The following is a 23356-nucleotide window of genomic DNA, read 5'->3' on the forward strand; positions in this document are numbered from 1 at the left end:
TGTCGGTCGTTGAAGGCCTGCGTACAGTAAGGGATAGAAGCCATTATTAAGGAGTTATTATGTTAGGTATTAAGCAGGTGCACCATATCGCCATTATTGCCAGCCGGTATCAGGTCAGTAAGGACTTTTATTGCGACATTCTGGGGTTTACCTTAATCGGCGAAGTGTACCGCGAAGCACGCGACTCCTGGAAAGGGGATCTGGCGCTCAACGGTCAGTACACCATTGAACTGTTCTCTTTCCCTTTCCCGCCTTCGCGGCCTACTCAACCTGAATCCTGTGGCCTGCGCCATCTGGCCTTCAGCGTTGACGATATTGATGCCGCCAAAGCGCATCTGGAATCAAAGGGCGTGATTTGCGAAGACATCCGCATCGATCCGATCACCGATAAGCGCTTTACCTTCTTCAACGATCCGGATGGTTTGCCGCTGGAGCTGTATCAGGCGTAAGATAGCGCCATTCAACCCCGGCCAGCTCTGGCCGGGTTTCCACTTCCCCTAACGGAATTCTCATGGCAATGCATGCACTTGCTCAGCACCTCGCCGGACATCAGCATCTGCTGGTGGGCTTCAGCGGTGGGCTGGATTCAACGGTTTTGCTGCATCAGCTGGTTACCCTGCGTGCACAGCGGGGCGATCTGCACCTGCGGGCTATCCATATTCATCATGGTTTGAATCCGCTGGCCGATGGCTGGGTGGAGCATTGTCAGCAGCTGTGCCAGCGATGGCAGGTTGAGCTGGTGGTGGTGAACGTCACGCTGGATAGCCGTGAAAAAGGGGTGGAAGCGGCGGCCAGAGATGCGCGCTATCAGGCGTTTTCTGACCATCTTCGACCTGCCGAATGCCTGCTCACCGCCCAGCATCTGGACGATCAGTGCGAAACCTTCCTGTTAGCGTTAAAGCGCGGCAGCGGACCCGCCGGGCTGGCGGGAATGCCGGTTCAGTCGCTGTTGGGCACGCACACCCTGCTTCGTCCTCTGCTCTTACAAACCCGGGGGCAGCTCGAAGCCTGGGCAGTGGAGCATGCGTTAAGCTGGATTGAGGATGACAGCAATCAGGACACCCGTTTTGACCGTAACTTTCTGCGGCAGAAGGTGATCCCCGAGCTGACTTCCCGCTGGCCCCATTTTGCTCAGTCAGTTGCCCGCAGCGCGACGCTTTGTGGTGAGCAGGAGCAACTGCTGGATGAGCTGCTGGCTGAATCATTGGGCACGCTGGTGGATGCGGCGGGTGGTCTGGCATGGGCACCGTTGCTGGCCATGAGCGAGGTCAGGCGGGCGGCGCTGCTGCGTCGCTGGATTGCCTCACAGGGCGGACTGATGCCGTCGAAAGCGTCGCTGCAGCGGCTGTGGCAGGAAGTGGCGTGTAGCCGTGAAGATGCCGAACCGCGTTTGCGGCTGGGTCGGTTTGACGTCAGGCGATATCGCGATCGGCTTTACTGGCTGGCGCTGACCGAGCCGGTCACCGATGTGATCCTCCGCTGGCCTTCAGGCGAGGCATCCCTCCGCTTGCCCGACGGGCTGGGACACCTGCTGCGCGATGATGCCGGCATAAAGATTCGGGCCCCTTTGCCGGAGGAGATCGTCAGCGTACGTTTTCAGGCGCAGGGGAAATTCCATCTCACCGATCGGGCCGGCAGCCGCGCGCTGAAAAAAATCTGGCAGGAAAAGGGTATTCCCCCCTGGCAACGCGATCGCACGCCACTGCTGTTTTATGGCGAAACGCTGATTGCAGCGGTTGGGGTGTTTGTCACGCGGGAAGGTAAGCCTGATGAGGACGTTTACTGGCAGGTGAGCTGGATTAAACAGGCGTGATACTGAGGAACATGGGCGGGAGCAATCCCGCCCGGCGGTTTAATCAGATTCGCTGACCACTACGGTGCCCAGATCGGGATGACTGAAGCTGGAAATGTGATCCAGTCGCAGCTCGCGGACTTCACCAGAAAGATCGATAGCCAGATATTCCACATTCTTTCGTGACACCATATCTGTGGCTTTCGCCTTCAGCTTTTCACCATCTTTCATTTCCAGCGCCAGCGTCCAGCTGTTCTGGCAGGCGAGTTCAAGGTTGTCGTAATCGTCGCAGTTTATCGGTTTGTAGGCTTCATTCGTCAACATAATCGCTCACCAATAAGTTTGCAGCAGCAAAAGCTGCCTGTTCCCTGATGGAAGAGTGTAGCTCAGTATTTGCCGCTACCTCGTCAAGTGCTTTCAGTACGCAACCTAATGCGTCTGGCACGTATCCCAGATCGCCGCTGCCTATCTGGGCATACTTGCGGCGAACTAATTCACAATACTTTTGCATTTGCACCTCACTCAGAGTTTTCTCTGGCTATTTCACGACTATAACACAGGCTTTTGCGTGAAATCAGCCCACCGGCGAGTGATTTGCTGTGTCGACGGGTTACAATAGCAGCCAATAACGATAAGGAACCCCATGGCACTTAAAGCGACCATTTATAAAGCAACGGTCAACGTTGCGGATATGGACAGAAATGTTTTTATCGACAGCAACCTCACGCTGGCTCGTCATCCTTCGGAAACCGAAGAGCGTTTGATGCTGCGGCTGCTTGCCTGGCTGGTGAACGCGCACGAACGTCTGGTCTTTACCCGCGGCCTGAGCGCGGAAGATGAGCCAGAAATCTGGCTGATGAACGACCACAACGGCATTGAGCTGTGGGTTGATCTGGGCCTGCCGGAAGAGAGAAGGGTGAAAAGAGCCTGTAATCGCTCTGCCAGCGTGGTGTTGTATACCTATAACGGACGTGCAGCACAGATCTGGTGGCAACAAAACCAGAGCAAACTGGCACAGCAGGATAATCTGACCATTCGTTTTATCGACGATGAGCAGCTGAGTGCGTTGATCAAACTGGCATCACGCTCGATGACGCTGCAGGCAACGATTCAGGACGGCACGATCTGGCTTTCTGACGACCAAAACCACCTGGAGCTGCGCTTCACTGACTGGTTGGTTAACGGCAAACGCGCATGATTATTCTGTCACGCAACGTCACCATCCCTGACAGTGAGCTGGAACTAACGGCGATCAGGGCTCAGGGAAACGGCGGACAAAACGTCAATAAAAGTTCGACGGCGATCCATCTGCGTTTTGATATCCGTGCCTCAAGCCTGCCTGGGTTTTATAAGGAGCGACTGATGGCGGTCAGCCACCATCTGATTACCCCGGAAGGCGTAGTGATCATCAAGGCGCAGGAATACCGCAGCCAGGAAATGAACCGCGAAGCGGCGCTGAAGCGACTGGAGAATTTGATTCAGGAGCTGACGGTGGTCGAAAAGACCCGGCGAGCGACGCGGCCTACGCTGGCATCGAAGAAACGCCGGCTGGAAGGCAAGTCGCGTAAGGCAACCACCAAATCGCTGCGTGGAAAAATGCGTGGAGCAGAGTAAGCCTGGTTTTGAACGCGCGTTGCACAAGGCAACGATGTGGCAGGAACGGGGGTGAAGCGCATTGCGGGCCGGATAAGGGATTATCCGGCCCGCGGTCTTACTAGCCGTTGATCTCGCTGACCAGGAAATCAAGGATTTCGCCGGTTTTGATCATCCGCTTCTCGCCTTCACGGCGGGATTTGTACTCAACTTCTTCGCTGTCGAGGTTACGGTCGCCAATCACGATCGTGTGTGGCACACCAATCAGCTCCATATCCGCAAACATCACGCCAGGACGCTCTTTACGGTCGTCCAGAATCACGTCAATGCCTTTCGCGCGTAACTGAGCATACAGCTCTTCTGCCAGCTCTTTCACCCGGAAGGATTTGTGCATGTTCATCGGCAGGATGGCGACCTGGAAAGGTGCCAGCGCTGCAGGCCAGATAATGCCGCGTTCATCGTGGTTCTGCTCAATGGATGCCGCCACAATACGGGTAATACCAATGCCGTAGCAGCCCATGGTCAGGATCTGATTGCGTCCATCTTCACCCTGCACTGAGGCCTTCATCGCTTCCGAGTACTTGGTTCCCAGCTGGAAGATATGGCCCACTTCAATGCCGCGTTTGATCTGCAGCGTACCTTTCCCGTCCGGGCTGGCATCGCCTTCCACCACGTTGCGGATGTCTTCTACACGTGGCAGTGGCAGATCGCGCTGCCAGTTGATGCCGGTAAAGTGCTTACCATCAACGTTGGCACCGGCAGAGAAGTCACTCATCACGGCGACCGTGCGGTCAATGATGATGGGCATGTTCAGACCAACAGGACCCAGTGAACCCGGACCGGCACCAACCAGCGCACGGATCTCTTCTTCGGTGGCGAAAGTCAGCGGCGCGTCAATGATATCCAGCTTCTCAGCTTTGATTTCGTTCAGCGCGTGGTCGCCACGAACCAGCAGAGCAACCAGCGTATGGCCACTCTCTTTGGTCGCTTTCACCATCAGCGTTTTCACGGTTTTCTCGACCGGCAGGTTGAACTGCTCAACCAGCTCGGCGATGGTTTTCGCGTTTGGCGTGTCGATTTCCTGCATCGCTTGTTTAGCATCAGCACGGCCGCCCGCTGGCGCCACGGCTTCGGCAAACTCAATGTTGGCCGCATAGTCAGATTCGGTCGAGAAGATCACATCATCTTCACCGCTCTGCGCCAGCACCTGGAATTCATGCGAAGCGCTGCCGCCGATAGAACCGGTATCCGCCTGCACGGCACGGAAGTCCAGACCCATACGCTTGAAGCTCTGGCTGTAGGCGCGGTACATATCATCGTAGGTGGCCTGCAACGATTCCTGTGACGCATGGAAAGAGTATGCATCTTTCATGATGAACTCACGGGAGCGCATCACGCCAAATCGTGGGCGAACTTCGTCACGGAATTTGGTCTGGATCTGGAACACGTTCAGCGGCAGCTGCTTGTAAGAGCTCAGCTCGTTACGGATCAGATCGGTGACCACTTCTTCATGCGTTGGACCGAGAACGAACGGACGATCGCCACGATCGACAAAACGCAGCAGCTCAGGACCATATTGCTCCCAGCGTCCACTCTCCTGCCATAAATCAGCGGGCTGAACGACCGGCATGGAGATCTCAATCGCACCGGCGTTGTTCATCTCTTCACGCACGATGTTTTCAACTTTTTTCAGTACGCGCAGACCGGTTGGCAGCCAGGTGTATAAACCTGAGGCCAGTTTGCGGATCATCCCGGCACGCAGCATCAGCTGGTGGCTGATCACTTCAGCGTCGGCTGGCGTCTCCTTTAAGGTGGAGAGCAGATATTGAGTAGTACGCATGAGTTACGATTCCATTAAGCGGAAAGCTATTCGAAGTAAGCAGAGCCAAAAAAATTCTGGCGGCTAGTGTACCAGCGTGGCCGATGACTCAAAAGATGCAGGGGAATAAATTAACGAGGATCGAGCGCAATCACCACGGTTCCCGCTGCGTTTACGCACCAGCGAACGTTGAAATCCAGCAGCCAGGCCGCGTATTCACGTTCGGGCTCTTCGCCTTTACGGTAAGCCGGACGCGGATCCTGTGCCAGAACCTGCTGAATAAAGCGTTCCAGATGAGGATACTGCGCGCGGTGCAAAGCAAGCTGTTGCTGCGCCAGCGGCGAAAAGGTCACTGGCATGGCGGCTTCAGGGGCCATTTGCGCAAATCCGGCCTGGGCATCAGGAATCGACTCGGCAAAAGGAAGGTAGGGCTTGATATCGACGACAGGCGTGCCATCAACCAGATCCAGACTGCCCAGTTCGAGAATCACCTGGCCTTTATCGGTACGAATGCCTTTTAACTCAACCAGCGACATGCCGATGGGATTGGGCCGGAAGGTGGAACGGGTCGCAAAGACTCCCATACGCGCATTCCCGCCAAGCCGGGGAGGGCGAACCGTCGGTCGCCAGCCGCCTTCCATCGTCTGGTGAAAGACAAACAGCAGCCACAGATGGCTGAAGGCTTCCAGGCCGCGCACGGCTTCGGGCTGATTATAAGGCGCGTGCAGATGAAGTTCTCCGCCGCCATCCTCAATCAGGCCGGGCTGGCGGGGAACGGCAAACTTCTCCTTCCAGGGGGAATGAACCGTTGCGATTTGCTGGAAGGAAAATGCACTCATTGATTGGAGACTTTCAACGCTGAACCCTGGCAAACGGCCTGGCGGTAGCAGCCTGGTGCATTGCTGACGATTTCACACTGATGGACCAGCACCGCATTGGCTTTCATCGCAGAAGCACGGATCTGCATTCTTTTGCGCGCGGTGTTGAGGTTCGGTGGCGAGCTTTGCATCGTTGCCTGACAATCATCGCCATAAACTTCACCAAGATCGCGGAATGGTTTACTCACCAGGTCGCTGGCATTGGTATAGAGTTTTACCGGCGCGGGCCGCGTTTGCGGTTTGCTGCGTTCAGGCTGAGTCTGCGTAGTCTGCTTAAAGGGTTCGACGGGCTTATAAGGTTTATGCATCAACGAACACCCTGTCAGCGAAAGGGCTAACAAACAGAGCGGTAAAACACGCATGGGATTATCCTCAGGTTCGGTAAAAGTGGCGTTATTGAAACAAGCCTTCAGGGAAATAACAAGCGCTTAAAAAGGCAAAAAGCGGGCAAAAGCCCGCTTTGTACTGAGTCACGCTGGATCGGCGGCGATCTCCGCCACCGCCCGGCTTACCAGCCTTTAACTGCACCACCATTGAAAATCTTGTTAGCCGCAGCGCTCACTTCGTCAGACTGGTAAGCCTGAACGAATTTCTTCACGTTTTCTGCGTCTTTATTATCTTCACGCGCCACAATCATGTTCACGTAAGGAGAGTCTTTATCTTCTACGAAGATGCCGTCTTTTTCCGGGGTCAGGTTGATCTGGCTGGCGTAAGTGGTGTTAATCACCGCCAGCGCGATCTGCTGATCGTCCAGTGAACGTGGCAGCTGTGGAGCTTCCAGTTCAACCAGTTTGATGTTCTTAGGATTCTCAACCACATCCAGAGAGGTTGGCAGCAAGCCGGTGCCTTCTTTCAGTTTGATCAGGCCCACTTTCTGCAGCAGCAGCAGTGAACGGCCCAGGTTGGTTGGATCGTTAGGGATAGCAACCTGCGCACCGTTCTGCAGCTCATCCAGAGATTTGATCTTCTTGGAGTAGCCCGCGATTGGGTAAACGAAGGTATTGCCAACCGGCGTCAGCTTGTAACCACGATCCTTGATCTGCTGATCCAGGTAAGGTTTGTGCTGGAAGGCGTTAACATCAATGTCGCCTTTGCTCAGCGCTTCGTTCGGCAGCACGTAATCGTTAAAGGTCACCAGCTCAACATCCAGGCCGTATTTATCTTTCGCGACCTGCTTGGCCACTTCGGCAACCTGCTGTTCTGCGCCAACAATCACGCCGACCTTAATGTGGTTTGGATCTTTCGCTTTCTGATCGCAACCAACCAGCGCCAATGTACCAATCAGCGCGCCCACAGCGGCAAATGTTTTAAAGTTAAAAGACATATCCCTTCCTTAATCTAAGAACAGTTGGTTATTTATGGGTGACTACACGTGCAATGCGGTCGCCACAGAACTGAATCAAATACACAAGAACAACTAACAACACTAATACCGTGTTCATCACCGTAGCGTTATAGCCGATATAACCGTACTGAATACCAATCTGGCCCAGACCGCCGGCGCCAACGGCACCGCCCATTGCGGAATAGCCAACCAGAGTAATCAGCGTAATGGTAGCGGCATTAATTAAGCCGGGCAGTGCTTCAGGTAGCAGAACTTTCTTCACGATCTGGAACGGCGTGGCGCCCATCGCGCGGGAAGCCTCGATCAAGCCGGTAGGCAGTTCCAGCAGCGTGTTCTCAACCATACGGGCAATAAAGGGTGCCGCGCCAATCGTCAGTGGCACAATCGCCGCCTGCAGGCCAATAGAGGTGCCGACAATCATTCGGGTGAACGGGATCATCCAAACCAGCAGGATAATGAAGGGTATCGCACGGAAGATATTCACCAGCGCTGACAGTGAGCGATACAGTGAACGGCTTTCAATAATCTGACCTGGGCGAGTGACATATAAAAGAACGCCAAGCGGCAGGCCAATAACAAAACCGAAGAAGCCAGAGACAAACGTCATGACCAGCGTCTCCCAGACGCCCCGGCAAAGAAGCATAATCATCGCTTCAGACATAACCTAATACCTCTACCTTTACATGATGCTCTTTCAGGAACGTAATAGCCGCCTGAGTATCGGCTTCGGTGCCATGCATTTCGGTCAGCATGATGCCAAACTTCACACCACCGGCGTAATCCATCTGGGCACTGATAATATTGTTATTCACGTTGAAGCGGCGGGCCGACTCGGAAAGCAGTGGCGCATCGACAGACTGACCGGTGAATTCCAGGCGTAATAAAGGCACGCTCTCAGGAGTGTTGTCTGCGGACAGACGGGCGCTGTAGTCTTCCGGGATATCCAGATGCAGCGTCGACTGGATAAATTGCTGTGCCAGCGGCGTCTTCGGATGAGAGAACACTTCACTTACCGTGTCCTGCTCAATCAGTTCACCGTTACTGATCACCGCAACCTGATCGCAGATGCGCTTCACGACATCCATCTCATGGGTGATCAGCAAAATGGTGATCCCCAGACGGCGGTTAATGTCCTTCAACAATTCGAGGATTGAACGCGTGGTTGCCGGGTCCAGTGCGCTGGTGGCTTCATCACACAACAGAACCTTCGGATTGGTGGCCAGCGCACGGGCAATCGCCACGCGCTGCTTCTGCCCGCCAGACAGGTTAGCCGGCCAGGAATCGTGTTTGTCCGCCAGGCCAACCAGCTCCAGCAGCTCTTTTACGCGGGCGTTGATTTCGCTGCGGGAAAGCTTGCCTAACTCCAGCGGCAGGGCAACGTTCCCTGCAACGGTACGGGAGTTCATCAGGTTGAAGTGCTGGAAGATCATGCCAATCTGGCGACGGGCCTGGGTCAGCTGAGTTTCAGAAAGGCCGGTAAGGTCCTGACCGTCGACCAGCACAGTGCCGGACGTTGGGCGTTCAAGCAGATTCACGCAGCGGATCAGGGTACTTTTCCCTGCGCCCGATGCGCCAATAACGCCATAAATTTGTCCGGCCGGCACGTGCAGGCTGACATCAGACAGCGCTGTAATGGTACGTGTGCCCTGCTGGAACACTTTGGTGATAGAGTTAAGTTTTATCATTTTATTATCGTAGTGCAGTTATCCGTGGCGTGTATTGAGTGCATCGCCCTTGGGCGAAATGCGAGTGGATGTTAAGGCATCCAGACGTCTAAATCAATCAAAGTCATTCAATCTGCCATTCTCACCGTTAGCGCAATCATGCGATACTCTACGGCAACTTTAGTAGCAGGAGTTTCTACGTGACAGACAAAGTCCCCGCCATATTTCTCGATCGTGATGGCACGATGAATGAGGATCATGGCTACGTCCATGAGATCGACAACTTTCAGTTTATAGACGGTGCCATTGAGGCGATGCAGGAACTGAAGAAGATGGGTTACGCACTGGTAATGGTGACGAACCAGTCCGGTATTGCGCGCGGCATCTTTTCCGAAGACACCTTTATGCAGCTCACTGAATGGATGGACTGGTCGCTCGCCGATCGTGACGTTGACCTGGATGGCATCTATTTCTGCCCGCATCATCCGGAAGGTGTAATAGAAGAGTATCGCCAGCAGTGTGATTGCCGTAAGCCAGAACCCGGCATGCTGTTATCCGCGCAGAAAGAACTGAACATCGATATGGCCGCTTCTTATATGGTTGGCGACAAAATTGATGACATGCTGGCAGGTAAAGCCGCCGGTGTAGGAATAAAGGTATTAGTTCGTAGCGGCAAGCCGATTACCGAAGAGGGTGAAAAAGCAGCTGACTGGGTGATTAATAGCCTTGCAGACCTGCCTGCACGCATCAAACAGGGCTAAAAAGCAGCGTTCTGAGTGAAGTTTCATCGAACGGTAAAAAAGTTCAGATTTACGCTTGCCTTCCCGCGGCGTATCCCTATAATGCGCCTCCATCGAACGGCAACGAGCAAACGCTCAGTGTGCTGAAAGATGAAGAGAAAAATCCTGATTTAAGGGGTTGACTCTGAAAGAGGAAAGCGTAATATACGCCACCTCGCAGTAAGGCGCTAAGGCACTTACCGCAACGCTCTTTAACAATTTATCAGACAATCTGTGTGGGCACTCGCAGGATTGATATCAGCGCCGCAAGGCGCAAAAAAATATCAAGCCTTAAGAGTGAACACATAATGAAATTCATTATGACGTTTTACACTTGAGCATCGCTGAACTTGTTTCAGCAAATCGAACTTTTAATTGAAGAGTTTGATCATGGCTCAGATTGAACGCTGGCGGCAGGCCTAACACATGCAAGTCGAACGGTAGCACAGAGAGCTTGCTCTCGGGTGACGAGTGGCGGACGGGTGAGTAATGTCTGGGAAACTGCCTGATGGAGGGGGATAACTACTGGAAACGGTAGCTAATACCGCATAACGTCTTCGGACCAAAGTGGGGGACCTTCGGGCCTCACACCATCGGATGTGCCCAGATGGGATTAGCTAGTAGGTGGGGTAATGGCTCACCTAGGCGACGATCCCTAGCTGGTCTGAGAGGATGACCAGCCACACTGGAACTGAGACACGGTCCAGACTCCTACGGGAGGCAGCAGTGGGGAATATTGCACAATGGGCGCAAGCCTGATGCAGCCATGCCGCGTGTATGAAGAAGGCCTTCGGGTTGTAAAGTACTTTCAGCGGGGAGGAAGGCGATAAGGTTAATAACCTTGTCGATTGACGTTACCCGCAGAAGAAGCACCGGCTAACTCCGTGCCAGCAGCCGCGGTAATACGGAGGGTGCAAGCGTTAATCGGAATTACTGGGCGTAAAGCGCACGCAGGCGGTCTGTCAAGTCAGATGTGAAATCCCCGGGCTTAACCTGGGAACTGCATTTGAAACTGGCAGGCTAGAGTCTTGTAGAGGGGGGTAGAATTCCAGGTGTAGCGGTGAAATGCGTAGAGATCTGGAGGAATACCGGTGGCGAAGGCGGCCCCCTGGACAAAGACTGACGCTCAGGTGCGAAAGCGTGGGGAGCAAACAGGATTAGATACCCTGGTAGTCCACGCCGTAAACGATGTCGACTTGGAGGTTGTGCCCTTGAGGCGTGGCTTCCGGAGCTAACGCGTTAAGTCGACCGCCTGGGGAGTACGGCCGCAAGGTTAAAACTCAAATGAATTGACGGGGGCCCGCACAAGCGGTGGAGCATGTGGTTTAATTCGATGCAACGCGAAGAACCTTACCTGGCCTTGACATCCACGGAATTCGGCAGAGATGCCTTAGTGCCTTCGGGAACCGTGAGACAGGTGCTGCATGGCTGTCGTCAGCTCGTGTTGTGAAATGTTGGGTTAAGTCCCGCAACGAGCGCAACCCTTATCCTTTGTTGCCAGCGAGTAATGTCGGGAACTCAAAGGAGACTGCCGGTGACAAACCGGAGGAAGGTGGGGATGACGTCAAGTCATCATGGCCCTTACGGCCAGGGCTACACACGTGCTACAATGGCGCATACAAAGAGAAGCGAACTCGCGAGAGCAAGCGGACCTCACAAAGTGCGTCGTAGTCCGGATCGGAGTCTGCAACTCGACTCCGTGAAGTCGGAATCGCTAGTAATCGTAGATCAGAATGCTACGGTGAATACGTTCCCGGGCCTTGTACACACCGCCCGTCACACCATGGGAGTGGGTTGCAAAAGAAGTAGGTAGCTTAACCTTCGGGAGGGCGCTTACCACTTTGTGATTCATGACTGGGGTGAAGTCGTAACAAGGTAACCGTAGGGGAACCTGCGGTTGGATCACCTCCTTACCTGAAGATACCTTCCCGCGTAGTGTCCACAACAGATTGTCTGATAGAAAAGTAACGAGCAGAAAAAACCTCTACAGGCTTGTAGCTCAGGTGGTTAGAGCGCACCCCTGATAAGGGTGAGGTCGGTGGTTCAAGTCCACTCAGGCCTACCAAATTTTCACTCATGCTGCGTTATGTTTCCGGCTTGCATAGTGAACTATGCGGCGAGAAAACATGCCTTGCCTGAGCAAAAATTAACATTTGTCGCCTGACGGTGGCTGATGAACTCACGTTGAGTGGTAGTAGATGGTCTCTGCAGTAACTGTATGGGGCTATAGCTCAGCTGGGAGAGCGCCTGCCTTGCACGCAGGAGGTCAGCGGTTCGATCCCGCTTAGCTCCACCATGCAGTTTTCTGACAATACTTCAGAGCGTACCGGCAACGGTGTGCTGCGAAGTATTATGCTCTTTAACAATCCGGAACAAGCTGAAAATTGAAACGACATGTCGTTTTCATTCTCCGTAATAAGAATGAAATCAACGATATGTTCGAGTCTCTCAAATGCTTACAACAGCAATGTGTCTTTCGGGACGCTTGTGGGTTGTGAGGTTAAGTGACTAAGCGTACACGGTGGATGCCTAGGCAGTCAGAGGCGATGAAGGGCGTGCTAATCTGCGATAAGCGTCGGTAAGGTGATATGAACCGCAATAACCGACGATACCCGAATGGGGAAACCCGGTGCACTTTGGTGCATCATTGCAACATGAATACATAGTGTTGCAAGGCGAACCTGGGGAACTGAAACATCTAAGTACCCAGAGGAAAAGAAATCAACCGAGATTCCCCCAGTAGCGGCGAGCGAACGGGGAACAGCCCAGAACCTGAATCAGTTTGTGCATTAGTGGAAGCGTCTGGAAAGTCGCAGGGTACAGGGTGATACTCCCGTACACAAAAATGCACTTGCTGTGAGTTCGATGAGTAGGGCGGGACACGTGACATCCTGTCTGAATATGGGGGGACCATCCTCCAAGGCTAAATACTCCTGACTGACCGATAGTGAACCAGTACCGTGAGGGAAAGGCGAAAAGAACCCCGGCGAGGGGAGTGAAACAGAACCTGAAACCGTGTACGTACAAGCAGTGGGAGCACCTTCGTGGTGTGACTGCGTACCTTTTGTATAATGGGTCAGCGACTTATATTCTGTAGCAAGGTTAACCGTATAGGGGAGCCGAAGGGAAACCGAGTCTTAACTGGGCGTTAAGTTGCAGGGTATAGACCCGAAACCCGGTGATCTAGCCATGGGCAGGTTGAAGGTTGGGTAACACTAACTGGAGGACCGAACCGACTAATGTTGAAAAATTAGCGGATGACTTGTGGCTGGGGGTGAAAGGCCAATCAAACCGGGAGATAGCTGGTTCTCCCCGAAAGCTATTTAGGTAGCGCCTCGTGAACTCATCTTCGGGGGTAGAGCACTGTTTCGGCTAGGGGGCCATCCCGGCTTACCAACCCGATGCAAACTGCGAATACCGAAGAATGTTATCACGGGAGACACACGGCGGGTGCTAACGTCCGTCGTGAAGAGGGAAACAACCCAGACCGCCAGCTAAGGTCCCAAAGTCATGGTTAAGTGGGAAACGATGTGGGAAGGCACAGACAGCCAGGATGTTGGCTTAGAAGCAGCCATCATTTAAAGAAAGCGTAATAGCTCACTGGTCGAGTCGGCCTGCGCGGAAGATGTAACGGGGCTAAACCATGCACCGAAGCTGCGGCAGCGACGCTTATGCGTTGTTGGGTAGGGGAGCGTTCTGTAAGCCGTCGAAGGTGGCCTGTGAGGGCTGCTGGAGGTATCAGAAGTGCGAATGCTGACATAAGTAACGATAAAGCGGGTGAAAAGCCCGCTCGCCGGAAGACCAAGGGTTCCTGTCCAACGTTAATCGGGGCAGGGTGAGTCGACCCCTAAGGCGAGGCCGAAAGGCGTAGTCGATGGGAAACAGGTTAATATTCCTGTACTCGGTGTTACTGCGAAGGGGGGACGGAGAAGGCTATGTTAGCCGGGCGACGGTTGTCCCGGTTTAAGCATGTAGGCGGAGAGTTTAGGTAAATCCGGACTCTTTTAACGCTGAGGTGTGATGACGAGGCACTACGGTGCTGAAGTAACAAATGCCCTGCTTCCAGGAAAAGCCTCTAAGCATCAGGTAACACAGAATCGTACCCCAAACCGACACAGGTGGTCAGGTAGAGAATACCAAGGCGCTTGAGAGAACTCGGGTGAAGGAACTAGGCAAAATGGTGCCGTAACTTCGGGAGAAGGCACGCTGGCGCGTAGGTGAAGGGACTTGCTCCCGGAGCTGAAGCCAGTCGAAGATACCAGCTGGCTGCAACTGTTTATTAAAAACACAGCACTGTGCAAACACGAAAGTGGACGTATACGGTGTGACGCCTGCCCGGTGCCGGAAGGTTAATTGATGGGGTTATCCGCAAGGAGAAGCTCTTGATCGAAGCCCCGGTAAACGGCGGCCGTAACTATAACGGTCCTAAGGTAGCGAAATTCCTTGTCGGGTAAGTTCCGACCTGCACGAATGGCGTAATGATGGCCAGGCTGTCTCCACCCGAGACTCAGTGAAATTGAACTCGCTGTGAAGATGCAGTGTACCCGCGGCAAGACGGAAAGACCCCGTGAACCTTTACTATAGCTTGACACTGAATATTGAACCTTGATGTGTAGGATAGGTGGGAGGCTTTGAAGCGTGGACGCCAGTCTGCGTGGAGCCAACCTTGAAATACCACCCTTTAACGTTTGATGTTCTAACCTGGCGCCGTGATCCGGCGTGGGGACAGTGTCTGGTGGGTAGTTTGACTGGGGCGGTCTCCTCCTAAAGAGTAACGGAGGAGCACGAAGGTTAGCTAATCACGGTCGGACATCGTGAGGTTAGTGCAATGGCATAAGCTAGCTTGACTGCGAGAGTGACGGCTCGAGCAGGTGCGAAAGCAGGTCATAGTGATCCGGTGGTTCTGAATGGAAGGGCCATCGCTCAACGGATAAAAGGTACTCCGGGGATAACAGGCTGATACCGCCCAAGAGTTCATATCGACGGCGGTGTTTGGCACCTCGATGTCGGCTCATCACATCCTGGGGCTGAAGTAGGTCCCAAGGGTACGGCTGTTCGCCGTTTAAAGTGGTACGCGAGCTGGGTTTAGAACGTCGTGAGACAGTTCGGTCCCTATCTGCCGTGGGCGCTGGAAGATTGAGAGGGGTTGCTCCTAGTACGAGAGGACCGGAGTGAACGCACCACTGGTGTTCGGGTTGTCATGCCAATGGCATTGCCCGGTAGCTAAGTGCGGAAAAGATAAGCGCTGAAAGCATCTAAGCGCGAAACTTGCCTCGAGATGAATCTTCCCTGGGCCTTTAAGGCCCCTGAAGGGACGTTGAAGACTACGACGTTGATAGGCCGGGTGTGTAAGCGCAGCGATGCGTTGAGCTAACCGGTACTAATGACCCGTGAGGCTTAACCTTACAACACCAGAAGCGTTCTGGTGGGTGTCTGAGAGACACAAACGATATTTTCAGCTTGAACCGGATTAAAGAATTATCTGTTCTGCGGACCCCGGTCCGTGGGATTTTGCTTTGTGGCAAGGCGGCAAGCGCCGTGAAGGAAGGAGCATACTGAGGTATGTGACTGAGTTTACAAGCGCGGCCAACGCGGCCACGGAGCGAAATACACAGGACAGAGCACAGAATTTGCCTGGCGGCTTTAGCGCGGTGGTCCCACCTGACCCCATGCCGAACTCAGAAGTGAAACGCCGTAGCGCCGATGGTAGTGTGGGGTCTCCCCATGCGAGAGTAGGGAACTGCCAGGCATCAATTCAGACCATTTATGGTCATGACCTTTCCAGTGACACGGAAAGGGTGAAACACCTGATATCAGAAGCAACATTCTGAAGTCAGTACAGAATCGGTGGAGCGGTAGTTCAGTTGGTTAGAATACCTGCCTGTCACGCAGGGGGTCGCGGGTTCGAGCCCCGTCCGTTCCGCCACTTAAACATGAAGCCCTGAGTCTTAAGACTCAGGGCTTTTTTGTGTCTGTCGTTTGGCTATTGTTGCTCACAAAGCAAAAGTGTTGTGATTGTTAGCGGCTTTTTCGTCAATAATTCCTCTGTCATACTCCTCGCAACTTAACCAATAACAGTAACAACAGAGGATTTATGACACTTCCAGCATTCGGTTTGGGCACCTTCCGCCTGCAAGATGACGTGGTAATCGCATCAGTGAAAAACGCACTGGATCTCGGCTATCGCGTCATTGATACCGCCCAGATTTATGGCAATGAAGCTGCAGTAGGGCAGGCGATCGCAGAAAGCGGTGTGGCGCGCGACCAGCTGTTTATCACTACCAAGATTTGGGTAGAAAACCTCAGTGCCGACGCCTTGATCTCCAGCCTGAAAGAGAGCCTGAGTAAGTTACGCACGGATTACGTCGATCTGACCTTGATTCACTGGCCATCGCCAGGTGCCGCGGTAACGGTCGCGGAAACCATGAAGGCACTGGTTGCGGCGAAAGATGCCGGGCTGACCCGCCAGATTGGTATCTCCAATTTCACCACAGAGCTGATGCAGCAGGCGATTGATGCGGTCGGGGTTGAGCAGATTGCTACCAACCAAATCGAACTCCATCCTTTCCTGCAGAACCGCAAGGTGGTGGATTTTGCCCGTGAGAAGGGGATCCACATCACCTCCTATATGACGCTGGCGTATGGTAAAGCCTTGCAGGAACCGGTGATTATTGAGATTGCCGCTAAGCATCAGGCGACAGCCGCTCAGGTAGTGCTGGCATGGGCTATGCAGGAAGGGTATGCGGTGATCCCTTCCTCCACTCAACGTGCGAATCTGCAAAGCAACATGGCAGCAAGGGATCTGAAGCTGGATACTGAGGATCGGGCGAAGATCGCCAAACTGGATCGTGCTGAACGTCTGGTCAGCCCTGAAGGTCTGGCACCTGACTGGGATTAATCTTTCACTCTGGCTTTAAGGCGCTTCCCGTGTCCCTGGAAGCGCTGCTTTCACCCACTCATCGAGAAAATCGATAAACGAGCGGATGCGTGTACTCACCGCTCGATCGCTGTAGTACACCGCGTTAAACGGCATTTCGATGGGCAGGATCTTATCAGCCAGTAATTCCACCAGGGTTCCCTCTCTGATCTCACGGTCAATCATATAGTCTGACAGGCAGGCAATACCGTTACCAATTAAGCAGAGCTGCTTGATGGTTTCGCCGCTATTAGAGGTGGGATCCGCCGTGATGTCGTAAAGCTGCCCGTCGGCTTTTGCTATCGGCCAGCGGTTCAGACTCAGAGGTTCGACAAATCCCATGCAGACATGCCCGGCGAGATCCTGACAAGAGTGCGGGATACCGTGCTGCTGCAGGTAGTCAGGACTGGCAACAATTTTACGGTAGCTGGTAAAAAGAGGGCGAGCCCGCAGACTTGAGTCAGTCAGGTTACCTGCCCGGATGGCGATATCCACCTTCCGCTCAATCAAATTAATAAAGGTCTCAGAGGATACCAGCGAAAGCGTGACTTCCGGATAGCGCTCCCGGTAAGGCTTGATCATCGGCATCAGCAGATGCAGCACAACCGGCGTGGCCGCATCGATCCGCAGTAATCCTTGCGGCATCTGTCGGCTTTCCATCAGCTCGTTTTCAGCCGCAGCCATCTCCTGAAGCACCGACTGGACCCGGCGAAAATAGACGTCGCCTTCCTGAGTGAGATTGACCTGTCTTGTGGTTCGGGTCAGTAACTCTACACCCAACTTGGTTTCCAGCTTTTTGACCGCCCGACTGACGGCAGAGTTAGCCATGTCCAGCTGCTCTGCTGCCCGGCTAAAACTGCCGCTCTCGACCACGGCGACAAAAATTGCCAGTTCTTCTGAATTGGCCTTCATTATTGCTCCTTGAGCAAAACTCTGCTGAGACTTTGAATTATTTTGTTATTTAATCATGTGCCGATCCCGAGCGCTATGGAAACTGTTACCGCAAGCAAGCCGGATAACGCTCGGCCCTTGTTATCATTTGTTTACCGACTAACAGCAGTTATTAGTCTGATCCGATTGAAACTCACTACCAAAGCCCCTATAACTGAATGACACAATGATTCATTCAGCAGTAACTAAGGCCAGGCGGTAGAGTGCGAAGAAAGACGTATGCCATGAGATATGTAGCGGGACAGCCAGCGGAACGCATTTTTCCGCCCGGTGCCATGCTGCACGTTGGCAAAGCCTTGCCGCCGGGAACGCCGCTGACGACAGAGTCCACGCTGCGGGTGCTGGTGTGGAACATCTTCAAACAGCAGCGTGCTGACTGGCTCTCAGTCCTGCAGAATTTTGGTAAGGATGCGCACCTGGTGCTGTTACAGGAAGCGCAAACCACGCCGGAGCTGGTGCGCTTTGCTACCTCCAACTATCTGGCTGCCGATCAGGTTCCGGCCTTTGCTTTGCCTCAACATCCATCTGGGGTGATGACGCTGGCTTCTGCGCATCCCGTCTATTGCTGCCCGTTACGCGAACGCGAGCCTTTATTAAGGCTGTCTAAATCGGCGCTGGTGACGGCTTACGCCCTGCCAAACGATCAGATGCTGATGGTGGTGAACATCCATGCCGTTAACTTCAGTCTGGGTATTGATGTCTACAGCAAACAGCTGGGGCCGATTGGCGAGCAGATAATTCATCATCGCGGCCCGGTGATTATGGCGGGTGACTTTAACGCCTGGAGCCGTCAGCGCATCAATGCGTTATATACCTTCGCCCGCGATATGGGGCTGGAAGAAGTGAGTTTTACCGACGATCACCGGCGCAAAGCCTTTGGTCGTCCTTTAGATTTCGTGTTTTACCGCGGTCTGGGCGTGGCTGAAGCCTCCGTGCTGGTCACCCGCGCCTCCGATCACAATCCCCTACTCGTTGAATTCCATCCCGGCAAGCCTGCGCTTCTCTAGGGAATGTTCGGCCTGCCGTCACGGGCAGGTCGACCTCACGTTCTGCCCATAACTCCAAAAAAATCAGTAAGGAACACAGAGATATGGCTACACATCATCATGATAACGTCGACAAACAGTTTGGTGACCAGGCAAGCGCCTACCTGAGCAGTGCCGTGCACGCCAGCGGCCGCGACTTAGTGCGTCTGGGTGAACGTCTGTTTGCGGAAAAGGATGCGCATTTACTCGATTTAGGGTGTGGTGGTGGGCACGCCAGCTATATTGCGGCTCAGCATGTTAAGAGCGTGGTGGCATACGATCTCTCGGCGAAAATGCTGGCTGTGGTGGCTGAAGCGGCAAAAGAGCGTGGCTATGAGCATCTGTCGACAGTGCAGGGCTATGCGGAATACCTGCCATTTGCCGACGAATCCTTTGATATCGTCATCAGCCGTTATTCAGCCCACCACTGGCACGATGTCGGACGGGCGCTGCGCGAAGTGAAGCGCATCCTGAAGCCAGGCGGTAAAGTGATCTTTATGGATGTGAACGCGCCGGGCAATGCCGTGCTGGATATCTGGTTACAGACCGTTGAGGCGCTGCGCGACACCTCCCACGTCCGCGATTACAATCCTGGTGAGTGGCTGACGATGTTCACGGAAGCCGGACTGGCAATCACGGCCGTCAGTCATGACCGCCTGGATTTGGAGTTCAGCAGCTGGATTGAACGCATGCGCACGCCGAAGGTGATGGCGGATGCCATCCGGGCTTATCAGCAGTCTGCTTCTGAAGAAGTGCAGCGCTACTATGCTCAACAGCCGGATGGCAGCTTCAGTACCGACGTGATCTTTATCGAAGCGTTTAAGCCCTGAATCAAAACGGCCCCGCAAGGGGCTGTTACTCAACCAGTGCCACGGCCCGAATCGGCGAGGCGGAAGCGCCCTTAATTCGTAGCGGCAACGCCATAAAGATAAAGGCTGTCGGCAGGCTTCGCAGATTGGCCAGATTCTCAATAATCAGGCAATCGGCACCCAACACGGCAAGGTGCGCGGGATGCGCTTCATTACTGTAGCGATCGAGCGACATCGCATCCGTTCCGAACACCGTCACGCCTTTATCTATCAGATACTGCGCGCCTTCTCCTGATAGTCCCGGCCAGTTCTGCAAAAACGCCGCCTGATGCGGTCGGCAACGCCATTTCTCATCATAACCGGTGCGAAAAATCACAATATCCTGAGCCAGAATCTCGCCATGCTCTGCCTCCCATGCGGCGATCATCTCGCGGGTGATATCGGCGTTTTCCGCCAGATGGGACATATCCAGGCAGCGTCCGCGTCCCGTCAGTTGCTGCACGTCCACCTGTTCAATCGTCTTGCCACCCTCAATAAAATGCACCGGCGCATCAACGTGCGTACCGCAGTGATCTCCCAGGCTTAACTGGCAGTTATAGTTGCCGTCTCCGGCAGGATAATCCTCCGCGCGGCTACAGAAAAATTTGCCGTGGGTCGGCCAGACGGGCATAAATTCCTCATACTGATGGTTCAGCTCGATGAGGCGGTGTTGACGCAATAAGCTAAGCAGATCGTGAGTCATATCAGGCCTTATTCAGGTTGACGGTTTCTTTGATAAACCACAGTGGGGCGCAGGACAGCAGCAGCACGCCGACAATCACCAGATAGTGAACGGTGAAGCCATAACTGTGAATGATCCAGCCGCTAACGGGCGCAACCAGAATGCCGGCAATGCCGACGGCGAGGCCAATCATCAGTCCCATGCTGGATGCGGCGGCACGCGGCGAGGAGTCAATCAGTAAAGCGTAGGCAACGGGATAGGGAGAGTTGCGGAACAGCCCCCAGAAAATCAGGATCGCCCAACCCAGCGCGGCAGAGTGGATAAACATGCACAGTGCCGCCGCCAGGATCCAGCCAGCAATGATAAAGGTCAGCGAGCGTTTGCGTCCTTTAACGTCTGAGAAGCTGCCCCACAGGATCTGGCCAATCCATCCGGTTAAGCCAGAGGCACCCGAAATGATCGCTGCGGTGGAGAGGTCCAGTCCCACTTCGCGGGTCAGTTGCAACGTCAGGAAGTTAGCAATGCCCATCTCGGCCCAGGTAAAGCCAAAAATCAGCAGGATCGCCAGCTGGCAGTTGCGGTTTTTCAGGCAGGAGACCGCGTTGGACCAGAGAGAGGCGTTCTCTACCGTTTTTTGCAGAGATTCGGTGACCGGCGGCGTCAGTTTGTTTTCAACAATCCAGTCATTCACTTTCTGATGATTTTTGCGGGTGCCGATAATCAGCTGGGCAATCAGGATCACCAGACCAATCAGCGGGATAAACAGAAAGGCTTCGCGCCAGGTAGCAAAAGCCAGAATGGCAGCGATCAGGATTGGGCCGATAAACTGTCCCAGCGGGAAGCCGGTATGGTGCACGCCGATAGCAAATCCACGGTTCTCTTTCTGCCACCATTCGCCCAGCAGCGCGACGTTAATCGGTTCTGAGCCGCCGGTGCCCATCCCCATCGCCACTCTCAGCGCCTGAAACGCCCCGAGAGACTTGCAGAATGCCGTAGCGACACCCGAGACAATCTCTACCAACACCGCGACACACCAGCTGTAACAGCGCTTGTGACCGGTGCCGACCCAATCCGAGAACAGCCCGAAAAGCACGGCGCCGGTTAAGGTGCCGACAAAACTTAACGAGTTGAGCCAGCCAGCCTGCACTTCGGTCAGGTTGAAGGATTTCATGATCGCCGGCAGCAGGGTCGGCAGAATAATCCTGTCGATGGAATTCATCAGGATCGCCAGCGTGGTGATCACCAGCATCCACCAGGAAAGCGGGTGAGCTCTCGGCAGGAAGCGTAAAAGCCCACGCCGGGGTGCCTGCGCGCCAGCGGCAGGGCTATCCTGAGTCGTTTGATGTTCAGCCAGTTCAGAAGAAGGGAGTGTCATATCTGGTGCCTTTCAATGTCATCGTTGTCTGCGGCCGTCAGTAAACGGTCCGCGCCCTGTTTTACGCTGTTTCTTGTTATGTATGCCGAAAATAGGAGAACAAAAAATAAACAAGTTGATAACATAGACACTGAGATTACTACCATACAAGCGCTGATTGACGGTTACTGGATCTTGATCACAGTTGTACCAGCAAGGATGCGTGAAGCCGCGAGGCGATCACAACGTGGAGTGAAGGGGAGTAAGGGGAAATTCAGGGCATAAAAAAAGCCAATCCGCAGATTGGCTTTTTATCGGTCTCAGTCTTAACTGTCTGGCGTACTGGTGTTGCTTACAAACAGCGTCAGCTTGTCGCCTGGCTGGATGTTCTGTGAGCCACTGGTGTTCCAGCGCATCACATCTTTAATCTCAACACCGTGCCCTTTAGCAATGCTGGCCAGAGAATCACCTTTACGAACTTTATAGGTGATGCTGTTGCCATTATCGGCCAGTTTGGTGGCGTTGCCGCTACCGCCCGTGCTCAGGGTCTGCCCTGGTTTGATACTTGCGCCACGCAGGTTATTTGCGCGCTGCAGGTCTTTCACCGAGACGTTCAGACGTTTAGCAATTCCTGACAGGGTATCGCCATTGCGTACCTTGTAAGAACCGGCTGTCGTGTTATTCGCCAACGCTGTTGGCTGCACGGCAGCAATATCGCCTGTTGCCAGCGAGTTACGCAGCTGCGCTACGTTCGACTTCGGTACCATGATGTACTGAGGTCCACCTTTCGGTGCCGTAGTGCCGCGTTTGTAGCCCGCGTTAAAACTTTTCAGCTTGCTCAGTGACATGCCCGACATTTCTGCCGCCTGCGTCAGTTCAATCTGTTGGCCCACATCGACACGTGCCAGAGCACGGGTTTCGTTAGGCGCCGGCAGACGTAAACCGTAACGCTTGTTGTTCTTCAGGATATCTCCCAAAGCCAACATTTTTGGCACGTAGACCGTGGTTTCGCGTGGCAGAGATAAATGCCAGAAGTCCGTCGGTTTCCCTCGGGCTTTGTTGGCTTTTACCGCTTTCATGACGCGTCCTTCACCGCTGTTATAGGCGGCGATGGTCAGTAACCAGTCACCGTCAAACATCTTGTTCAGACGTTCCATCATGTCCAGCGCAACCTTGGTGGAAGCCACGACATCGCGGCGTCCGTCATACCACTGGCTCTGCTTCAGACCGTAGTTTCGCCCCGTCTGCGGTACAATCTGCCAGATGCCTGCGGCATTGGCGGCTGAGGTCGCATGGGGGTCAAAAGCGCTCTCCACTATGGGTAGTAGTACCAGTTCCATCGGCATTTTACGTTCTTTAATCTGCTCGACAATCCAGTACATATACGGCTCTGCCCGTAATGTTACATCGTGGAGATAGCTCTTGTTGCTTAAGTATTTCTGTTTTTGTTCGCGTATCCGGGCATTATCCGGAACCTTCATCTTCAGCTCGGTACTGATGAGATTCCACAAATCTTTATCCTGCGTAACGCGGGTTCCATCATCCTGCCAACGCGGGGATAACAACCGATCTGTGTCCTGCTCTGCTTCATTCTGACCTGCCGAAGACAAACTCTGTGCATGCTGTTCCGGGATGTTGGTGTCATGCTTTGACGCCTGGCAACCCACCAGCAAGACCGAGGCGAGTAATATCGCTTTAGCCTTCATGTGT

General features: G+C 53.9%; 20 protein-coding genes, 3 tRNA genes and 3 rRNA genes. 14 read left to right on the forward strand and 12 right to left on the reverse strand.

What is annotated here, in order from left to right; all coding sequences use genetic code 11:
- Positions 1-59 precede the first annotated feature (59 nt).
- Positions 60-449, forward strand: coding sequence for a VOC family protein (locus EBC_RS05780; protein ID WP_013200862.1), 390 nt, complete (start codon positions 60-62; stop codon positions 447-449).
- A 62-nt stretch (positions 450-511) separates the two neighbouring features.
- A complete protein-coding gene (gene tilS, locus EBC_RS05785; RefSeq protein WP_013200863.1) occupies positions 512-1813 on the forward strand; it encodes a tRNA lysidine(34) synthetase TilS in 1302 nt (433 codons plus the stop codon).
- A gap of 39 nt (positions 1814-1852) precedes the next feature.
- On the opposite strand, the gene rof is transcribed toward tilS, so the two are convergent.
- Positions 1853-2116, reverse strand: coding sequence for a Rho-binding antiterminator (gene rof, locus EBC_RS05790; RefSeq protein ID WP_013200864.1), 264 nt, complete (start codon positions 2114-2116; stop codon positions 1853-1855).
- The gene (locus EBC_RS25010) at positions 2103-2303 is read right to left on the reverse strand and encodes a YaeP family protein (RefSeq protein WP_071822098.1); all 201 of its coding nucleotides are present in this window, start codon (positions 2301-2303) and stop codon (positions 2103-2105) included. Before EBC_RS25010 ends, rof begins: the two co-directional genes overlap by 14 nt.
- A gap of 132 nt (positions 2304-2435) precedes the next feature.
- Here EBC_RS25010 and EBC_RS05795 point away from each other — a divergent pair, with 132 nt between their 5' ends.
- A complete protein-coding gene (locus tag EBC_RS05795) occupies positions 2436-2990 on the forward strand; it encodes a YaeQ family protein (RefSeq protein ID WP_013200865.1) in 555 nt (184 codons plus the stop codon).
- Positions 2987-3406, forward strand: a complete 420-nt coding sequence (gene arfB, locus EBC_RS05800; RefSeq protein WP_013200866.1) for an alternative ribosome rescue aminoacyl-tRNA hydrolase ArfB — start codon at positions 2987-2989, stop codon at positions 3404-3406. The genes EBC_RS05795 and arfB overlap by 4 nt, the downstream gene beginning before the upstream one ends.
- A 100-nt stretch (positions 3407-3506) precedes the next feature.
- Here arfB and proS read toward each other — a convergent pair whose 3' ends face one another.
- From proS to metN, 6 genes are all read right to left on the reverse strand, one after another.
- Positions 3507-5225 (reverse strand): proline--tRNA ligase, encoded by a 1719-nt coding sequence (gene proS / locus EBC_RS05805; protein WP_013200867.1) that lies wholly within the window; start codon positions 5223-5225, stop codon positions 3507-3509.
- Positions 5226-5335: 110 nt separating this feature from the next.
- Complete coding sequence (gene tsaA, locus EBC_RS05810; protein ID WP_013200868.1) at positions 5336-6043, reverse strand: tRNA (N6-threonylcarbamoyladenosine(37)-N6)-methyltransferase TrmO; 708 nt, start codon at positions 6041-6043, stop codon at positions 5336-5338.
- Positions 6040-6444, reverse strand: coding sequence for an Rcs stress response system protein RcsF (gene rcsF, locus EBC_RS05815; RefSeq protein WP_013200869.1), 405 nt, complete (start codon positions 6442-6444; stop codon positions 6040-6042). The genes tsaA and rcsF overlap by 4 nt, the downstream gene beginning before the upstream one ends.
- Positions 6445-6590: 146 nt before the next feature.
- Positions 6591-7406: a MetQ/NlpA family lipoprotein gene (locus tag EBC_RS05820; protein WP_013200870.1), complete on the reverse strand. Its 816-nt coding sequence runs from the start codon at positions 7404-7406 to the stop codon at positions 6591-6593.
- 28 nt (positions 7407-7434) lie between these two features.
- Positions 7435-8088: a methionine ABC transporter permease MetI gene (locus EBC_RS05825; RefSeq protein WP_013200871.1), complete on the reverse strand. Its 654-nt coding sequence runs from the start codon at positions 8086-8088 to the stop codon at positions 7435-7437.
- Complete coding sequence (gene metN, locus EBC_RS05830) at positions 8081-9112, reverse strand: methionine ABC transporter ATP-binding protein MetN (RefSeq protein WP_013200872.1); 1032 nt, start codon at positions 9110-9112, stop codon at positions 8081-8083. Before metN ends, EBC_RS05825 begins: the two co-directional genes overlap by 8 nt.
- A 179-nt stretch (positions 9113-9291) precedes the next feature.
- On the opposite strand from metN, the gene gmhB reads away from it, so the two are divergent.
- The 8 genes from gmhB (at position 9292) to dkgB (ending at position 16768) form a co-directional block, all read left to right on the forward strand.
- The gene (gene gmhB, locus EBC_RS05835; protein ID WP_013200873.1) at positions 9292-9852 is read left to right on the forward strand and encodes a D-glycero-beta-D-manno-heptose 1,7-bisphosphate 7-phosphatase; all 561 of its coding nucleotides are present in this window, start codon (positions 9292-9294) and stop codon (positions 9850-9852) included.
- Between the two features lie 390 nt (positions 9853-10242).
- Positions 10243-11783: ribosomal RNA gene (locus EBC_RS05840) — 16S ribosomal RNA — on the forward strand.
- 75 nt (positions 11784-11858) lie between these two features.
- Positions 11859-11935 (forward strand) — tRNA-Ile (locus tag EBC_RS05845).
- Positions 11936-12090: 155 nt separating this feature from the next.
- A tRNA-Ala gene (locus EBC_RS05850) sits at positions 12091-12166 on the forward strand.
- Between the two features lie 202 nt (positions 12167-12368).
- Positions 12369-15275 (forward strand): 23S ribosomal RNA (locus tag EBC_RS05855).
- A gap of 228 nt (positions 15276-15503) precedes the next feature.
- A 5S ribosomal RNA gene (rrf, locus tag EBC_RS05860) occupies positions 15504-15619 on the forward strand.
- The 16S, 23S and 5S rRNA genes sit together here with 3 tRNA genes alongside, the layout of an rRNA operon.
- Positions 15620-15719: 100 nt before the next feature.
- Positions 15720-15796, forward strand: a tRNA-Asp gene (locus tag EBC_RS05865).
- Positions 15797-15964: 168 nt separating this feature from the next.
- Positions 15965-16768, forward strand: a complete 804-nt coding sequence (dkgB, locus tag EBC_RS05870; protein ID WP_013200874.1) for a 2,5-didehydrogluconate reductase DkgB — start codon at positions 15965-15967, stop codon at positions 16766-16768.
- A gap of 15 nt (positions 16769-16783) precedes the next feature.
- Here dkgB and yafC read toward each other — a convergent pair whose 3' ends face one another.
- Entirely contained in the window at positions 16784-17698 is a 915-nt protein-coding gene (yafC, locus tag EBC_RS05875; RefSeq protein ID WP_013200875.1) for a DNA-binding transcriptional regulator YafC, read from the reverse strand.
- Positions 17699-17940: 242 nt separating this feature from the next.
- Here yafC and EBC_RS05880 point away from each other — a divergent pair, with 242 nt between their 5' ends.
- Both EBC_RS05880 and EBC_RS05885 read left to right on the forward strand, forming a co-directional pair.
- Positions 17941-18744, forward strand: coding sequence for an endonuclease/exonuclease/phosphatase family protein (locus EBC_RS05880; RefSeq protein ID WP_013200876.1), 804 nt, complete (start codon positions 17941-17943; stop codon positions 18742-18744).
- An 83-nt stretch (positions 18745-18827) separates the two neighbouring features.
- Complete coding sequence (locus EBC_RS05885) at positions 18828-19592, forward strand: class I SAM-dependent methyltransferase (protein WP_013200877.1); 765 nt, start codon at positions 18828-18830, stop codon at positions 19590-19592.
- 25 nt (positions 19593-19617) lie between these two features.
- On the opposite strand, the gene EBC_RS05890 is transcribed toward EBC_RS05885, so the two are convergent.
- From EBC_RS05890 to mltD, 3 genes are all read right to left on the reverse strand, one after another.
- Positions 19618-20313, reverse strand: a complete 696-nt coding sequence (locus EBC_RS05890; protein WP_013200878.1) for a cyclase family protein — start codon at positions 20311-20313, stop codon at positions 19618-19620.
- A gap of 1 nt (position 20314) precedes the next feature.
- Positions 20315-21667: an MFS transporter gene (locus tag EBC_RS05895; protein WP_013200879.1), complete on the reverse strand. Its 1353-nt coding sequence runs from the start codon at positions 21665-21667 to the stop codon at positions 20315-20317.
- Between the two features lie 305 nt (positions 21668-21972).
- On the reverse strand, positions 21973-23352 hold the full coding sequence (mltD, locus tag EBC_RS05905; protein WP_013200880.1) for a murein transglycosylase D: 1380 nt from the start codon (positions 23350-23352) through the stop codon (positions 21973-21975).
- Positions 23353-23356: the final 4 nt, after the last annotated feature.

This window comes from Erwinia billingiae Eb661 (genome assembly GCF_000196615.1).
Classification (GTDB): Bacteria; Pseudomonadota; Gammaproteobacteria; order Enterobacterales; family Enterobacteriaceae; genus Erwinia; species Erwinia billingiae.